Origin of the sequence: Amycolatopsis sp. 2-15 (assembly GCF_030285625.1) — a bacterium.
Classification (GTDB): domain Bacteria; phylum Actinomycetota; class Actinomycetes; order Mycobacteriales; family Pseudonocardiaceae; genus Amycolatopsis; species Amycolatopsis carbonis.
In genome coordinates this window covers 1,882,276-1,897,389 of record NZ_CP127294.1, presented here as the reverse complement: position 1 = coordinate 1,897,389, position 15,114 = coordinate 1,882,276, and the positions used below count along the sequence as shown (strand labels likewise).

Here is a 15,114-nt window from a genome sequence, read left to right as displayed (position 1 = left end):
TGTTACTTGAGGTAACGTCATCTGTGGCAGACCCCCAGCGCAGCGGAGGCCGACAGATGACCGAGCGGTTCAAGGTCGTGATCGTGGGCACCGGGTTTTCCGGGCTCGGGCAGGCGATCCAGCTCGAAAAGGCCGGCATCCGGGACTACGTGATCCTGGAGAAGGCCGACGAAGTGGGCGGCACCTGGCGGGACAACTCGTACCCCGGGTGCGCCTGCGACGTCCAGTCGCACATGTACTCGTTCTCCTACGAGCAGAACCCCGACTGGTCCCGGTCGTTCTCGCCGCAACCGGAGATCTTCGGTTACCTCAAGGGCGTCGCGGACAAGTACCGGCTGCGCGAGCGGATCCGGTTCGGCGTCGAGATCACCGGGGCCCACTGGGACGCGGGTGAGCGCCGCTGGAGCGTCGAGACCAAGAGCGGCGACGAGTTCTCCGCGCAGTTCCTGGTTTCCGGCGTCGGCGGGCTGCACATCCCGTCGATCCCGAAGCTGCCGGGGATCGAGAAGTTCACGGGCCAGACGTGGCACTCGGCGCAGTGGAACCACGAGTTCGACCTGCGCGGCAAAAAGGTCGCCGTGGTCGGCACGGGGGCGAGCGCGATCCAGTTCGTGCCGCAGATCGCGCCGGACGTGGCCGAGCTGACGCTGTTCCAGCGCACGCCGCCGTGGATCATGCCGAAGCCGGACCACGCGATGCCCGGCTGGGCGAAGCAGCTCTTCCGCTACGTGCCGGGCACGCAACGCCTGTACCGCAGCGCGCTGTACTGGCTGCTCGAAGCACGGGCCATCGGTTTCAACGGGCACCCGAAGCTCATGCACGCGGCCGAGTCCCTCGCGCGCCGCCACATCGCGAAGGGCATCCGCGACCCGAAGCTGCGCCGCAAGGTGACGCCGGACTACACCATGGGCTGCAAGCGCGTGCTCATCTCCAACGACTACTACCCGGCACTCAACCGCGGAGGCGTCGACGTGGTCACCGACGGCGTCCGCGAGGTGCGCAACAACAGTGTCGTGGACGGAGCCGGCGTGGAGCACGAGGTCGACGCGATCATCTACGGCACCGGCTTCCACGTCACGGATGCGTTGGAGTACCTCGACATCACCGGCGTCGAAGGCCGCAGCCTCGCGAAAACCTGGGCCACGGACGGGATCCGCACACACAAGGGCATCACCGTCGCCGGGTTCCCGAACCTGTTCTTCCTGCTGGGCCCGAACACCGCGCTGGGCCACAACTCCGTGGTGTTCATGATCGAGTCGCAGTCGCGCTACGTCGTCGAGGCGATCAAGCTCGCCGACTCCCACGGCGCCGCCGCGCTCGACGTGCGCCCGTCCGTGCAGGACCAGTTCCAGGCCGAGATCCAGGACAAACTGGTGAAAGGCGTGTGGACGCAGGGCGGCTGCACGAGCTGGTACCTCGACACCAACGGCGTGAACCGCACGATCTGGCCCGGCTTCACGTGGAAATACTGGCTCGCGACCCGCCGCGTGGAGCCGAGTGACTACGAGCTGTCCGGGAGGCCGTCGTGAACTCGGCCGACCACGAACAGATCGTGCTGCACGCGCGTGACGTCAAGTTCGACTGGGCCGCGCTGCCGGTGCACTGGATCCCCGGCGAACCGCAGGCCACGCACAGCATCAACGTGCTGCACATCGCCCTGCCCGAAGGCGAACGCTGGTTCGTCGAGGTGTTCAAGCAGGCCGTGCCGCTGATCCGCGACGAGCGCCTCAAAGAGGACGTTCTCGGCTTCATCGGGCAAGAGGCCATGCACGCCGAGGCCCACGACGGCGCCGCGGAGCACCTCGAAGCCGCGGGCCTGCGCGTGCGGCCGTATGTCGCACAGATGGAGTGGCTGTTCCGCCGGCTGCTGGGTGATCGTCCGGGCGCGGGCGAGGAGTGGCTCGTCGAACGGCTCGCGCTGATCGCCGCGATCGAGCACTACACCGCGTTCCTCGGCCAGTGGGTGCTCGACGCCAAAGCGCTCGACGCCGCCGGCTCGGACCCGACGATGCTCGACCTGCTGCGCTGGCACGGGGCCGAGGAGGTCGAGCACCGGTCCGTGGCCTACGACCTGTTCTGCCACCTCGACGGCCGCTACTCGCGCCGCGTGCGCAGCATGGCCGTGGTGACGCCGGTGCTGGCGTGGGTTTTCGTGCGGGGCACCAAGTTCCTGATGCGCAACGACCCGACGCGGCCGGGTCGCGCGTCTTGGCGCGCGTACCTGAAGGCCGCGAAGAAGGGCGTGGTGCCGGCGCCGCGCGAGCTGCTGCGGGAGATCCGGCCGTACTTCCGGCGCTCGCACCACCCGACGGAGACCGGCAACACCGACCAGGCCGTGGCCTACCTGGCGAGCTCACCCGCGGCCCGGGCGGCCGACGCACCGAAGTGATCCCCGACTTCCCGCCGCGGCTCGACGGCTCGGGCCGCCGCGACCGGCTGATGTCCACTTTGGTCGGTGTCGGCGCGGCCTACCGGCGGCTCGCCCGGTACTCCGGCCGGCGCCGCCCGCCGGCGCAGGCGGTGGACCGGACGTCGCCCCTGGTGGTGACCGTCGTCCGGCCCGAGGCCGACGAGGTGGTCTCCCTGCGCCTCGCGCGGCCTGAAGGCGAGCCGTTGCCGAGCTGGCGGCCGGGCGCGCACCTCGACCTCACCCTGCCGTCGGGGCTGGTCCGGCAGTACTCGCTCTGCGGCGACCCCGGCGACCTCTCGCACTATCGCGTGGCCGTCCGGCGGATCGGCGAAGCTTCGGGTGAGGTGCACACGCTCAAACCCGGCACAAAGGTCAACGTGCGCGGCCCGCGCAACGCGTTCCCCTTCGTCGCCGCCGAGTCCTACGTCTTCATCGCCGGCGGCATCGGCATCACGCCGATCCTGCCGATGGTCCGCGCAGCCGACACCCGCGGAGCCGGCTGGCGGCTCGTCTACACCGGACGCAGCCGCGAGTCGATGCCGTTTGTGGAAGAACTTTCGGATTTGCCCGACGACCGTGTGTGGTTGCGCCCGGATACCGAGTACGGCATCCCCGCCTCGGGCGCGGAGCTGCTGGAAGGCGTCCCCGACGGCGCGTCGGTCTACTGCTGCGGGCCGACGCCGATGATCACCGGCGTCCGCGTGGACCTGGAGCTCACCGGCGCCAGGGCCGTGTACTTCGAACGCTTCTCGACGCCGCCGATCGTCGGCGGCCGGCCGTACACCGTGGTCCTGCGCCGCAGCGGCCACACACTCGCCGTGCCGGCCGACCGTTCGACGCTCGACGTGGTGCGCGAAGTGCTGCCTGACGTGGCGTTCTCCTGCCGCCAGGGCTTCTGCGGCACGTGCGCCGTGGCGACCCCGGACGGCGGGTCGGTGCGGATCTGCGTGGACCGCGGACCCGCCGTCCTGGAGCTGTAGGTGTTACCAGTCCGGCCAAAGTAGGCCGACCCCCACGCGGCACGTAACCGTTGCTACGAAGCCATTCGGCCGTGACTTTGGTCGGATTGGTAACGATCGGCTCAGTTACGCCTGCGGCACCCAAGCGCCGAGCACCGGCTTGTACTCCCGGATCGAGCGCTCGGCGACCACGCCTTCGAGCTGGTACGGGTCCTTGCCGAGCAGCTCTTCGAGCGCCGCCTCGTCCTCGGCCTGCCACAGGACCAGACCACCGGAGCCGTCGCCGAGCGGTCCGCCGACGGCCACGCGGCCCTCGGCGGCGTGCTGGCTCAACCACTCACGGTGACGGGGCCGGACGTCGGCCAGCTTCTCCTGCACATAACGGATTTCGACCAGGTACCAGGCCATGTGGATCTCCCGGGTGGGTGCGTTGGTGACGCTGCCGACGCTACCGGGCAACACCTCGTGGTCCCAGCATCCGACCAGTGGCGGGACCGAGCTCACCCGATACGCTAGGGCTGCGTCGGCAGCGCGGCGCAGGGGCACCACAGGGGTCGAGAACAGGCAGGCAGGGGTACATGCTGGAGGGCAACGCGGAACGCAGTGTCGAGGCAACCCTCGGGCATCTGCGGACCATGGACGGGCCGGTGCCGCCGCAGCAGCCGGCCGCACCGCTGACCCTGGAGGACCTGTACCGCCAGCACCGGATGCGGCTCGTGCGGCTGGCGATCCTGCTGGTCGACGAGCCGGCCACGGCCGAGGACGTGGTGCAGGAGGCGTTCACCGGTCTGCACCGCAACTGGGGCCGGCTGCGCGACGCGGCCGCGGCCGTCGGATACCTGCGCACGGCCGTGGTCAACGGCTCACGCAGCGTGCTGCGGCGGCGGAAAACCGCCCGTGAATACGTGCCTCCGCACGCCGTGAACGCGCGCTCCGCGGAGAGCCTCGCGATGCTGTCCAGCGAGCACCAAGCCGTGGTCAGCGCCCTTTCCAAGCTCCCGCCGCGCCAGCGCGAGGTGCTGGTGCTCAGGTACTACGGGGGACTGTCCGAGGCCGAGATTTCCGAGGCCGCGGGCATCTCGAAGGGTACCGTGAAATCGACCGCCAGCCGGGCGCTGGAGGCCCTGCAGAAGGCAATGCAGACCCCACAGTGACCCGGGTGGACCAATCCCGATCACCGAGTTGCGTAGGCATGTCTGGTCCAGACCAATATATGCTGGAGGGCGTGAAGCACGCCGGAGACTTCGTCATCACGGGCGGCCGGGTCGTCGCCCCGGACCGCGTACTCGACGACGGCTGGCTCGCCGTCTCCGACGGGCGGATCGCCGCGGTCGGCACGGGGACGCCGCCGGGCGGCCCCGAGGCCGAGGTCGTCGACGTGGGCGGCGCGCTCGTGGTGCCCGGGTTCGTCGACACCCACTGCCACGGCGGTGGTGGCGCTTCGTTCTCCACACTGGACCCCGAGGAGATCCTCACGGCGGTGCGCGCGCACCGGCGCCACGGCACCACGACCACGCTCGCGAGCCTGGTCTCGGACCCGATCGACCTGCTGACCGAGCAGATCGCGGCGCTGCGCGAGCTCGTGCAAGAGGGCGAGCTCGCCGGCATCCACCTCGAAGGCCCGTTCATCTCGCGCGCCCGCTGCGGCGCACACGATCCGGACACGCTCCGCGAACCGGACACCGGCACCGTCGAGAAGCTGCTGCGCGCCGGCGCCGGCGCGATCCGCATGGTCACGCTCGCGCCGGAGCTCAACGGCGGTGTGAAGGCTGTGCGCCAGCTCGCCGAATCGGGCGTGACGGCCGCGATCGGGCACACCGACGGCCTCGCCGAGCAGCTCGTGCCGGCCATCGACGCGGGCGCCACCGTGGCGACGCACCTGTTCAACGGCATGCGCCCCCTGCACCACCGCGAACCGGGCCCGGTCGGCGTGCTGCTGGACGACGAGCGCGTGACGGTCGAGCTCATCTGCGACCTCGTGCACCTGCACCCGACCGTGGTCCGCTTGGCCGCTTCGCACGCGGGCCGCGGCCGGACCGTGCTGATCACCGACGCCATGTCGGCCACCGACGCCGCCGACGGCCGCTACACCCTGGGCCGCCTCGAAGTCGACGTGCACGACGGCGTGGCGACGCTGGACAACGGATCACTGGCCGGCAGCACGTTGACGATGGACAACGCCTTCCGCAACCTCGTGAAGGGTGCCAAACTCGGTGTCCTCGACGCCGTCCGGGCGACCTCCGGCCGGCCCGCCGAGCTGCTGGGCATCGCCGACCGCACGGGTTCGCTGCGGCCGGGCCTCGCCGCCGACGTCGTGATCCTCGACGACGACCTGCGGCCGGTCCGGGTGCTGCGCCGGGGCGAGTGGGTCGCCGAGGTCGGCCGGGCTACCTTGAGCACGTAAGCGACTACGCGGGCCGCCCGCGGGGAAGTACGGAGAGGGATGAGCGAGCCGAAGGACCCGGAGCGACTGCTCGCCGACGCCCTGCGCGCCCAGGCCGTGTTCGCCCCGCACACCAGCTCGCAGCCCGCGGACTCCACGGGCCCCGCCGGCGCGACCGGCCCCACCGAAGAGCTCCCACCCCGCTACGGCCTGCTCTCCGGCGCGGGCGCCGACTCCCTCGAACGCGAACGCGCGGCTCTGGACAACGCCTCCGGCCGGCGGACGGCGCCGGTCGCTTCGGGTTCGGTCCAGGGCCCAGGCTCTGGCCCTGTGGCCGCGCCGGACCCGGCGACGGTCCGCCAGACCGTGCCCGGGCCCGCACCGTTGCCGGCGCATTGGGTGCTGCTGCTGGCCCTGTTGCTGGGCTTGGCGGCGGGTTCGGTGATCGGGCTGCTCACGCTGGTCTGATCCAGCCGACGCACCCCGCCGACAAACCCCCGCCCCGCCGACAAACCCGCCCTCCCGAGGGGGGCGTCCCCAAGCCCATTCTATCCGCCCCTGCCGACAAACCCGGCAAAAACCCCAGCTCAGCGCTCAGTTGTCCACAACTCACCCCAATCCTGTGGACAACCATGGGCCGACCGCCGTCGCGAAATTCCGGAAAACCCCCATTACCTGCGGCGGTTCTCCCTGTGAAGGCACTCAGCGTCACCCTGTACCGTTTTCGGTGTGATTCTCGCCCAGAGCACAGTGACGACCATGTCCATCCTGCCGTCGTGGCTGGACCCGGAGCAGCTGCTGTCCGGCCTGACCGTGCCGGTCATCGCGGTGCTCTGCCTGATCATCTTCATCGAGAGCAGCATCTTCCCGGTGCTGCCGGGTGACTCGCTGCTGTTCACGGCGGGCCTGTTCATCGCCAACGGCACGCTGCAGGCGCCCCTGTGGGTGGTGTGCGTGCTGGTGACGGTGGCGGCGCTGCTCGGCAACGTCTGCGGGTACTACATCGGCTACTTCGTGGGCCCGAAGCTGTTCAACCGGCCGGATTCGAAGTTCTTCAAGAAGGAGTACGTCGACAAGACGCACGCCTTCCTCGACCACCACGGGCCCAAGGCCGTGGTGCTGGCGCGGTTCGTGCCGTTCGTGCGGACGTTCATCACCTGGATCGCCGGCATCGGCCGCATGGACCCGAAGCGGTACTTCACCTACACGGTGCTGGGCGGCATCGTCTGGGCCGCGGGCATCACGGTGCTGGGCTCGCTGCTGGGCAACATCGGCTTCATCCGCGACAACGTCGACGCCATCTTCGTGCTGATCGTGCTCGTGTCCGTGGTGCCGATCCTGCTCGAGTACCTCAAGAGCCGCCGCGAGAAGAAGGCGCACGCCGCCACCGCGCCGGAGTCGGATGCCGAAGTCACCCAGCGCATCCCGCGCGTGCGCGACTGACCGAAAAGCAGAAACGGCGCCGGCCCCAAGCAAGGGACCGGCGCCGTTTTCGTGAAAACCTCAGTCCGTCATCGAGAACATCGAACCCGGGTTGAACACGTTCTCCGGGTCCAGCGCCTGCTTGATCTGCCGGTGCACCCGCATGCCGACGGGCCCGATCTCGCGCGCCAGCCAGTCGCGCTTGATCTTGCCGACGCCGTGCTCGCCGGTCACCGTGCCGCCGAGTGAGAGGCCGATTTCCAGGATGTCGTCGAACGCCTGCCGCGCACGGGTGAACTCGTCCTCGGAGTCGGGCGCGTAGACGATCGTGGGGTGCATGTTGCCGTCGCCGGCGTGGCCGACCACGGCGATCTTCAGGCCCACCTTCTCGCTCACCTGCTCGCAGCCGCGGATCAGCTCGGCGATGCGGGTGCGCGGCACGCTGACGTCGTCGGTGAGCCAGATGCCGTAGGTCTCCAGCGCGGTCAGGACCACGCGCCGGGCCTGCAGCAGCATCTTGCCCTCTTCGAGGTCGTCGGTGGCGTAGACCAGGTCGGCGCCGCAGTCGGCGCAGATCCGCTCCAGCACGGCGAGCTCGCGCAGCGCGGCCTCGCCGCCGACGTCGGACTGCGCGAGCAGCAGCGCCTGGCAGTCGGACCCGGCGCCGAGGTCGGTCTTGAGGTAGGTCTCCGACGCCTTGATCGACGCCGCGTCCATGATCTCCAGCAGCGACGGCACGAGCCCCTCGCGCACGACCCGCGCCACAGCCTCGCCCGCCGCCTCGGTGGTGCTGAAGCCCGCGACCAGGGTCGCCGGCGCCTGCGGCAACGGGCGCAACGCCACGGTGGCCTGCGTGATCACGCCGAGCGTGCCCTCGCTGCCGATGAACAGCTTCGTCAGGTCGTAGCCCGCCACGCCCTTCACGGTGCGGCGGCCGGTCTTGAGCAGCGACCCATCGGCCAGCACGACCTCGAGGCCGAGCACGGAGTCGGTGGTCACGCCGTACTTCACGCAGCAGAGACCACCAGCGTTGGTGGAGAGGTTGCCGCCGATCGTGCACCAGTCGTAGCTCGACGGGTCGGGTGGGTAGAAGAGGCCGTGCTTCTCCACGGCGGTGCGGAAGTCGAGGTTGACCACACCCGGCTGCACCACGGCGAGGCGGTTGCCGGGGTCGATCTCCACGACCTGGTCGAGCTTGGTCAGCACCAGGACCACGCAGCCGTCGATGGCGTTGGCCGCGCCGGACAGGCCGCTGCCCGCCCCGCGCGGCACGACCGGCACCTTCGCCTCGGCGCACGCCTTGACCACGGCCTGCACCCCCACCGTGTCCGCGGGCAGCACCACCGCCAGCGGTTTCCCGGACGGGGCGAGCGGCATCATGTCGCGCGAGTAGCTCGCGGTCACATCGGCGTCGGTGAGCACGGCCTCCTTGCCGAGCTCGTCGCGGAGTCGCTGCAGCAGGGCCTCGTTGCTCATGATCTCATCGTAAGCCCAGATATCTCCGCAGTGCGGAATAGAATTTCCAGATTTCAGCCGGATGGCGACTTGCCCGGCGTGGCTCCCTCAGCGCACGAGCCCGTAGACCCGGTCGACATTGATCGTCAGCACCAGCCGCTGGTCGGCGACCATCGCCTCGCGGTACTCGTCCCAGTCGGGGTGCTCGCCGCCGACCTTCCGGTACAGGTCGATGAGCGCCTCCACCGTCGCGTCGTCCTTGGCGGCGGCCACGGGCGTCAGCACGGCCGCGCCCTCCGCCACCGCGTACGACCAGCCGTTATCGCTGCCCACGTGGTAGCTCACGCGCGGGTCACGGCGCATGTTCTTGGTCTTCGCCCGCGTCTCGGTGATCGACACGAGGATCTTGCGCTCGGCGGCGTCGAAGTAGTGGCTGACGGTGGACAGCTGGGCCGGCCGTCGCGCTTGAGCGTGGCCAGCACGCCGTTGCGGCGGGCGCCGATGAGGTCGTACAGCGGTGTGTCGTCGGTCATACCCCTATCCAACCCGTCACGCTCCGACTTGTTCCCCGGGACCGTGACCAGGGCCTTCAGACCCGGGAGAAAACGGACGAACACCCTCCGGTGAATATCTGCTTGCATGCAACAACTAAAGTGTGATGCGACACAACCGGGGACCGCGAGCTTGCGCGAAGCACGGATCAGGCACACTCTTGCTTAAGGCAACTAGTTGCAGCCGCCAAACAACGGTTCGTTTCACCGCGAGAAAGATCGACCGAATGGCACCGAACAGCGCCGCCACCCGGCCCAAGGACGGGCTCGACCTGGCCGACCAGCTCGGACACGAGCTGGTCCGTTTCATGCGCCTGATCACCAAGGCGAAGTCGCAGGTCTCCAAGCAGGGGCCGGACGGCATCGAGCGGGCCGCGTACGCGATCCTCTTCTGCCTCATCCACGAGGGGCCGCAGCGCACCAGCAAGCTCGCCGAGTTCCTGCACTCCGAGATCTCCACCATCAGCAGGCAGTCGAGCGCGCTCGTGCAGCACGGATTGGTGGAACGTCAGGCCGACCCCGAAGACGGCCGCGCCTGCTTGCTGGCGCCCACCGCCGAAGGCCTGCGGGTCTTCGACGAGAACCGCAAGCAGCGCAACCTCTGGCTCGCCGACGTGCTCGGCGACTGGACCCAGGAGGATCGCGAGACCCTCAACGAGCTGTTCGGGCGGCTCAACACCGGTATCGAGAACAACTTTCCAGACATGACCGACTCCGCGCCGGCGGACTCGGTGCACTCCAAGGGGGCCTAGGAACAGCATGAGCACCACCGTCGAGAAACAACCTCAGCAGCGGGGGGAGCACCCGTCGTCGACGCGGCCGGTGTGCCGCGGCTGAGCCACCGCCAGATCGTCACGATCCTGAGCGGACTCATGTGCGGCATGTTCCTCGCCGCACTGGACCAGACGATCGTGGGTACCTCGATCGTCAAGATCGCCAACGACCTGCACGGTTTCGACCTGCAGGCGTGGGCCACCACGGCGTACCTGATCACGTCGACGATCGTCACGCCGATCTACGGCAAGCTGTCGGACATCTACGGCCGCAAGCCGTTCTACCTCGCCGCGATCACGATCTTCGTCGCCGGTTCGCTGGCTTCGACGTTCTCGCAGTCGATGTACGAGCTCGCCGCGTTCCGCGCGGTGCAAGGCCTCGGCGCCGGCGGTCTGATGTCGCTGGCCATGACCATCATCGGTGACGTGGTGCCGCCGCGCGAACGCCCGCGGTACCAGGGTTACATCCTCGCCGTCTTCGGTCTGTCCACTGTGCTCGGTCCGGTGCTCGGCGGGTTCTTCGCCGGCTTCGACACGCTCGGCGGCATCTCCGGCTGGCGCTGGGTCTTCCTGATCAACGTGCCGATCGGCATCGTCGCGCTGTTCGTGGTCGCCAAGGTGCTGAACGTGCCGCATGTGCCACAGAAGCACAAGATCGACTGGTGGGGCGCGCTTTCGCTCGTCGTGGCGGTGGTGCCGTTCCTGATCGTCGCGGAACAGGGCCAGACCTGGGGCTGGGGCGATTTCAAGGCCATCATCTGCTACGTGATCGGCGGCGTCGGCATCGCCGCGTTCATCCTCGTCGAGAAGCTGATGAAGGACGCCGCGCTGATCCCGTTGCGGCTGTTCAAGAACTCGACGTTCACCGTCGCGATCATCGGTGGTGTCATCGTCGGTGTCGCCATGTTCGGCGCGATCACGATGATCCCGCAGTTCATGCAGGTGGTTCAGGGCTACACGCCGACCGAGTCGGGTCTGCTGATGCTGCCGCTGATGGGCGGCCTGATGCTGAGCTCGATCGGCTCCGGCCGGATCATGTCGAAGACCGGGCGCTACAAGGTGTTCCCGATCGTCGGCACCCTGCTGATCGCGGGCGGCGCGTTCTTCTTCGCGCAGGTCCAGTACAACTCGCCGCTGTGGCACCCGCTGGTCGCTGCGGCCATCATCGGCCTCGGCCTCGGCCAGTGCATGCAGACGCTGGTCATCGCGGTGCAGAACGCCGGGCCGCGCAGCGACATGGGCGCCTCCACGGCGTCGGCCACGTTCTTCCGCCAGATCGGTGGTACGGCCGGTGTCGCGGTGTTCCTGACGATTCTGTTCAACGTGCTGCCGGGCAACATCACCAAGGCGTTCGGCGGCAACCCGCCGGCCGGTGCCGGCGCGCAGCTGGCCGACCTGCAGACCAACACCAGCGTCATCCAGACGCTGCCGGACGCGCTGAAGACCCCGATCCTGATCGGCTTCACCGACTCGATCACCACGGTCTTCTACGTCGCCGGCGCGGTCGCGCTGCTGGCCACGATCGTCCTGTGCTTCCTGAAGGAGATCCCGCTCGCCGGCATGAACCCGGCCGCCGCGGCGGTCGAGGGCGGCGAGGCGCTGCTCGAGGAGGACGAGACGCCGACGGACATCGTCGACCAGGCGGCCAAGCCGGGCTCGCTCTTCGAAGAACAGCCGCGAGAACCCGTTCTCGTCGGCGCAGGCGGAAGGCACTCGATGAACGGCAACGGTCACGGCGACCCGCAGGCGATTTCGGGCTCACTGCCCATGCCGATCACCAACTCGGCCGCGGGTGCGGGCTTCGACGTGCCGCTGGGCGCGGGCGGCCCCCCGGTGACCGGGCACGTGCGCCGGCAGGACGGCAGCCACGTCGGCGCCGCCGCGCTGACGCTGATCGACCAGCAGGGCCGTCAGGTGGCGCGGGCGACCGGCAACGGTGACGGCAGCTACTCCGTGCCGACGCAGGGTCCGGGCACCTACGTGCTGATCGTGTCCGCGCCCGGCCACCAGCCGCAGGCCTCCAGCGTGGTGGTCGGCGGCGGGCCGGCGAAGCTCGACGTGACGCTCACCGGCTCGGGCGAGCTGACCGGTGTGGTGCGATCCGTGGGGATCGGTTCCCCGCTGGCCAACGCCACCGTGACGCTCACCGACTCGCGCGGCGAGGTCAACGGCGCGTTCATCACGGCCGACGACGGCGTCTACACCTTCAGCGGAGTCGGTGCCGGGCAGTACACGCTGGTCGCGAGCGGCCCGCACTACCGCCCGGTGGCGGTCACCCTGACCGTGCCCGACAGCGGCGTGCTGCGCCACGACGTCGAGCTGGCCGGTGCCGTGCTGATGCAGGGTGTCGCGCGCACCGAGGGCGACCGGATCGTGCCGGACGCGCGGATCACCGTGCTCGACGCGAACGGCAACGTCGCGGCGGTCGCGCGCACGGACGGTGAAGGCCGCTACGTGGTGAGCGACCTGCCGGTCGGCGCTTACACGGTGGTGGCGAGCGGTTACCCGCCGGCCACCAGCCAGGTGTCGCTGACCGACGGCGAGGCCGAGCACGACGTGCGCCTGAGCTACGACCAGGCGCTCGACGAGCTGGTCGACCGCTCATGAGCGCGGGCCTGCGAGGACAGCTGCGAGCCAACGGCGGCTGGCCGGTCGAGAACGCCGTGCTCACGGTGACCGACCTCAACGGCCGCCAGGTGGCCCGTCAGATCACGGACGCGAAGGGGGCAGTGGTCACCGACGCGCTGCCCCCGGGCGTCTACACCGCCGTCATCACGGCACCGGGGTACACGCCCACCGCCCGCACGGTGCAGATCGGCTCCGACGGCGCCGGGTTGCTGGGCGACATCTCCCTGGCCCCGGTGGCCGAGGCCGTGGAGCTGCCGCCGGCCGGGCCGTGGACGATCGACCCGGTGCACTCCTCGGTGGTCGCGACCGCCCGGCACATGGGCATCGCGAGCATCAAGGTGCGGTTCCCCGACGTCGGCGGGCGCATCGACATCACGCGCCCGGTGGAACGCTCGACGGTGCGGGCCGAGATCAAGGCGGGCAGCATCGAGACCGGCATCAAGATGCGCGACGACCACCTGCGTTCGGCCGAGTTCCTCGACGTGGAGGCGTTCCCGCTGATCACGTTCGAGAGCACGGGCCTGTCGCAGCGCGGCACGGACACCTGGGTGCTGCTGGGCGAGCTGACCCTGCACGGCGAACGCCGCCAGGTGGAGCTCGACCTGCGCTACCAGGGCCACGGCCCGGACCCGTGGGGCGGCGTGCGCGCCGCGTTCCACGCCGAAACGCAGCTGCACCGCAACGACTTCGCGATCAACTACAGCGCGATGGTCCGCGCGGGCGTCGCCGCGATCGGCACCACGGTCAAGGTGGAGCTGGACATCGAAGCGGTGCAAGGCGAATCCCTGCCTCAGTTCTAGAGGTTTTGTTCGATTCGGGCCGCCCGGGAACTGTCCCGGGCGGCCCGTTCGTTTGATCCATTGGTGAACGCGCAGTTCATTCCAGGAATACCGAAAGTGACCGGAAGGCTGGATTCGATGGTTCCTTCTTTCCGGCGATCGCGGCCACGTAGGCTCTTCGCGTGAACCCCGCAAGCATCGAGGCCGCCGGCGTCGGCGTGAGCTGGCTGGACACCGCCGGCCCGCTGCTCGTCTGGGTGATCGTGCTTTCCTTCGTGTTCGTGGAATGCGCGCTCATCGTCGGCCTCTTCCTGCCGGGCGACTCCCTGTTGTTCGGCGCCGGTGTGGTCCTCGCCCAGCACGGCTCCGACGCGAACGCGTGGCTCCTGTCGGGCGCCGCACTCGTGGTCGCCGTCGGCGGCAACCAGGTGGGCTACTACATCGGCCGAAGCACGGGCACCCGCTTCATCGCCCGCCGCGGCGGCAAGGTGCTCAACCGTCACAACCTCGACCGCGCCCAACGCTTCCTGGACCGCAAGGGCTTCTTCGCCATCGTCGCGGCCCGGTGGATCCCGTGGATCCGCACCCTCGCGCCGTTGATCGCCGGCGCCGCCCGCATGGACCCCCGGCGCTTCCTCGCGGCCACCAGCCTGGGTGGCCTGCTGTGGGTCCCCACGCTGGTCCTGCTGGGCTACTACGGCGCCGGCCTGCTGGACGCCCTGCCCTGGCTGAAGACGGCGGCCCTGTGGATTTCGGTGGCGTTCTTCGTCCTCGGCACCGGCTACGGCGTGCTGCGCTACCGCCAGGAAATGCGCCGCCCGGTCGACGAACCGGTCGACGACCGCGCCTGAGGCTCCAGCTTCGGTTCACAGCCCCCGCCCTCCCTGAGGGGGGACGTCCCATGCCCAGTCTACCGGCGGGGCACGACAAAACCGGTGGTCAAGGCCGCAAACCGCCGACTTGTCCACAACTTCACCCAGGGTGTGGACAACTCCGATCGACCCCGCCGGTATCGCGAAAACCGCTAGCACGGCGGGGCACAGTCGTCATCGGAGTTGTTCGGTGCCACAACGGAAACCGACCCGAAGCCGGGCGGGGTTCCAGGCTTCCTCACCAACGCCGAGCCCAGCCAGCAAACCAAGCTGGGCCGCCACCAAAGCGACCTCGGCAAAACCCAAGGCCGGCCCGGCAAAATCCGCGCTACAGCTCCGGTTCCGACCAGATCTCCAGCTGGATGCCGTCCGGATCCCGGAACACGATCACCGACGACCCCTCGAACGTCCGGGACGTCGTGGGCGGCAGGTACGACACCCCGTACTCCGAGAGCCGGCCCTCCCACTCGCAGAGTTCCGCCTTCGACGACACCGAGAACGCAACGTGATCGAGCCCCGTCCGGCGCTCGTCGAAGCAGCGGCGGTCGGTGTCCGGATGCTGGACCAGGACGACGGAGAACCCGTCGCCGGCGGACTTCAGCACGACCTTGTGGACTCCGGTTTCGGGGTCTTCGCGGCGGTGGCTCTCCTCGAGGTCGAGCACCCGCGCGTACCACGGGACGCTGCGTTCCACATCGGTCACGGTGAGCGCCAGATGGTGCACAGACGTGAGCTTGGGCATGACTTTCGCGGCCGTCCTTTCCGATCCCCGGCTGCGCACTCCGTGCGTTTGCGACGCGGGGCGCTCGTCACCCACCCCGTGAACCGGCGCCGCCGCGACCCCGGTCGTCCAACTGCCCCGGAGGCTCCACCAGAGTGACA

General features: G+C 69.4%; 14 protein-coding genes and 1 pseudogene. 11 read left to right on the top strand and 4 right to left on the bottom strand.

The genetic code is table 11. The annotated features are described in order from the left end of the window. The first annotated feature begins 56 nt into the window (after positions 1-56). The 3 genes from QRX50_RS09380 to QRX50_RS09370 are packed head-to-tail and all read left to right on the top strand — an operon-like array spanning position 57 to position 3,390. Positions 57-1,529 (top strand): flavin-containing monooxygenase, encoded by a 1,473-nt coding sequence (locus QRX50_RS09380; RefSeq protein WP_285971559.1) that lies wholly within the window; start codon positions 57-59, stop codon positions 1,527-1,529. Continuing rightward, a complete protein-coding gene (locus QRX50_RS09375; protein ID WP_285971558.1) occupies positions 1,526-2,389 on the top strand; it encodes a metal-dependent hydrolase in 864 nt (287 codons plus the stop codon). Before QRX50_RS09380 ends, QRX50_RS09375 begins: the two co-directional genes overlap by 4 nt. A gap of 50 nt (positions 2,390-2,439) precedes the next feature. Beyond that, positions 2,440-3,390: a PDR/VanB family oxidoreductase gene (locus QRX50_RS09370; RefSeq protein WP_285974408.1), complete on the top strand. Its 951-nt coding sequence runs from the start codon at positions 2,440-2,442 to the stop codon at positions 3,388-3,390. 105 nt (positions 3,391-3,495) lie between these two features. Here the strand turns inward: QRX50_RS09370 and QRX50_RS09365 are convergent, their stop codons facing one another. After that, positions 3,496-3,777, bottom strand: a complete 282-nt coding sequence (locus QRX50_RS09365; protein ID WP_285974407.1) for a YciI family protein — start codon at positions 3,775-3,777, stop codon at positions 3,496-3,498. Between the two features lie 170 nt (positions 3,778-3,947). On the opposite strand from QRX50_RS09365, the gene QRX50_RS09360 reads away from it, so the two are divergent. From QRX50_RS09360 to QRX50_RS09345, 4 genes are all read left to right on the top strand, one after another. Continuing rightward, positions 3,948-4,523 carry a SigE family RNA polymerase sigma factor gene (locus QRX50_RS09360; RefSeq protein WP_285971557.1) on the top strand — a complete coding sequence of 192 codons (576 nt, stop codon included), beginning with the start codon at positions 3,948-3,950 and terminating at the stop codon, positions 4,521-4,523. 59 nt (positions 4,524-4,582) lie between these two features. Further along, positions 4,583-5,773 (top strand): N-acetylglucosamine-6-phosphate deacetylase, encoded by a 1,191-nt coding sequence (nagA, locus tag QRX50_RS09355; RefSeq protein WP_285974406.1) that lies wholly within the window; start codon positions 4,583-4,585, stop codon positions 5,771-5,773. A gap of 39 nt (positions 5,774-5,812) precedes the next feature. Beyond that, positions 5,813-6,220: a hypothetical protein gene (locus tag QRX50_RS09350; protein ID WP_285971556.1), complete on the top strand. Its 408-nt coding sequence runs from the start codon at positions 5,813-5,815 to the stop codon at positions 6,218-6,220. Positions 6,221-6,481: 261 nt separating this feature from the next. Next, positions 6,482-7,195: a DedA family protein gene (locus tag QRX50_RS09345; RefSeq protein ID WP_285971555.1), complete on the top strand. Its 714-nt coding sequence runs from the start codon at positions 6,482-6,484 to the stop codon at positions 7,193-7,195. A 60-nt stretch (positions 7,196-7,255) separates the two neighbouring features. On the opposite strand, the gene QRX50_RS09340 is transcribed toward QRX50_RS09345, so the two are convergent. Both QRX50_RS09340 and QRX50_RS09335 read right to left on the bottom strand, forming a co-directional pair. Then, positions 7,256-8,650 carry an FAD-binding oxidoreductase gene (locus tag QRX50_RS09340; RefSeq protein ID WP_285971554.1) on the bottom strand — a complete coding sequence of 465 codons (1,395 nt, stop codon included), beginning with the start codon at positions 8,648-8,650 and terminating at the stop codon, positions 7,256-7,258. Positions 8,651-8,737: 87 nt separating this feature from the next. Next, a pseudogene (locus QRX50_RS09335) lies at positions 8,738-9,162 on the bottom strand (PPOX class F420-dependent oxidoreductase). A 245-nt stretch (positions 9,163-9,407) separates the two neighbouring features. Here QRX50_RS09335 and QRX50_RS09330 point away from each other — a divergent pair. From QRX50_RS09330 to QRX50_RS09315, 4 genes are all read left to right on the top strand, one after another. Further along, positions 9,408-9,932, top strand: a complete 525-nt coding sequence (locus QRX50_RS09330; protein WP_285971553.1) for a MarR family winged helix-turn-helix transcriptional regulator — start codon at positions 9,408-9,410, stop codon at positions 9,930-9,932. A 120-nt stretch (positions 9,933-10,052) separates the two neighbouring features. Continuing rightward, a complete protein-coding gene (locus QRX50_RS09325; protein ID WP_434533330.1) occupies positions 10,053-12,560 on the top strand; it encodes an MFS transporter in 2,508 nt (835 codons plus the stop codon). Next, positions 12,557-13,381: a YceI family protein gene (locus QRX50_RS09320; RefSeq protein WP_285971552.1), complete on the top strand. Its 825-nt coding sequence runs from the start codon at positions 12,557-12,559 to the stop codon at positions 13,379-13,381. The genes QRX50_RS09325 and QRX50_RS09320 overlap by 4 nt, the downstream gene beginning before the upstream one ends. Before the next feature lie 161 nt (positions 13,382-13,542). Next, positions 13,543-14,211, top strand: coding sequence for a DedA family protein (locus QRX50_RS09315; protein WP_285971551.1), 669 nt, complete (start codon positions 13,543-13,545; stop codon positions 14,209-14,211). 349 nt (positions 14,212-14,560) lie between these two features. Here the strand turns inward: QRX50_RS09315 and QRX50_RS09310 are convergent, their stop codons facing one another. Beyond that, complete coding sequence (locus QRX50_RS09310) at positions 14,561-14,974, bottom strand: VOC family protein (RefSeq protein ID WP_285971550.1); 414 nt, start codon at positions 14,972-14,974, stop codon at positions 14,561-14,563. Positions 14,975-15,114: the final 140 nt, after the last annotated feature.

What these genes read in the sequence shown, in the direction of transcription:
- QRX50_RS09320 (WP_285971552.1), top strand. Translation starts at nt 12,557, where the DNA reads ATGAGCGCGGGCCTGCGAGGACAGCTGCGAGCCAACGGCGGCTGGCCG.
- QRX50_RS09350 (WP_285971556.1), top strand. Translation starts at nt 5,813, where the DNA reads ATGAGCGAGCCGAAGGACCCGGAGCGACTGCTCGCCGACGCCCTGCGC.
- nagA (WP_285974406.1), top strand. Translation starts at nt 4,583, where the DNA reads ATGCTGGAGGGCGTGAAGCACGCCGGAGACTTCGTCATCACGGGCGGC.
- QRX50_RS09380 (WP_285971559.1), top strand. Translation starts at nt 57, where the DNA reads ATGACCGAGCGGTTCAAGGTCGTGATCGTGGGCACCGGGTTTTCCGGG.
- QRX50_RS09340 (WP_285971554.1), bottom strand. Translation starts at nt 8,650, where the DNA reads ATGAGCAACGAGGCCCTGCTGCAGCGACTCCGCGACGAGCTCGGCAAG.
- QRX50_RS09325 (WP_434533330.1), top strand. Translation starts at nt 10,053, where the DNA reads ATGTGCGGCATGTTCCTCGCCGCACTGGACCAGACGATCGTGGGTACC.
- QRX50_RS09310 (WP_285971550.1), bottom strand. Translation starts at nt 14,974, where the DNA reads ATGCCCAAGCTCACGTCTGTGCACCATCTGGCGCTCACCGTGACCGAT.
- QRX50_RS09330 (WP_285971553.1), top strand. Translation starts at nt 9,408, where the DNA reads ATGGCACCGAACAGCGCCGCCACCCGGCCCAAGGACGGGCTCGACCTG.
- QRX50_RS09370 (WP_285974408.1), top strand. Translation starts at nt 2,440, where the DNA reads ATGTCCACTTTGGTCGGTGTCGGCGCGGCCTACCGGCGGCTCGCCCGG.
- QRX50_RS09365 (WP_285974407.1), bottom strand. Translation starts at nt 3,777, where the DNA reads ATGGCCTGGTACCTGGTCGAAATCCGTTATGTGCAGGAGAAGCTGGCC.
- QRX50_RS09360 (WP_285971557.1), top strand. Translation starts at nt 3,948, where the DNA reads ATGCTGGAGGGCAACGCGGAACGCAGTGTCGAGGCAACCCTCGGGCAT.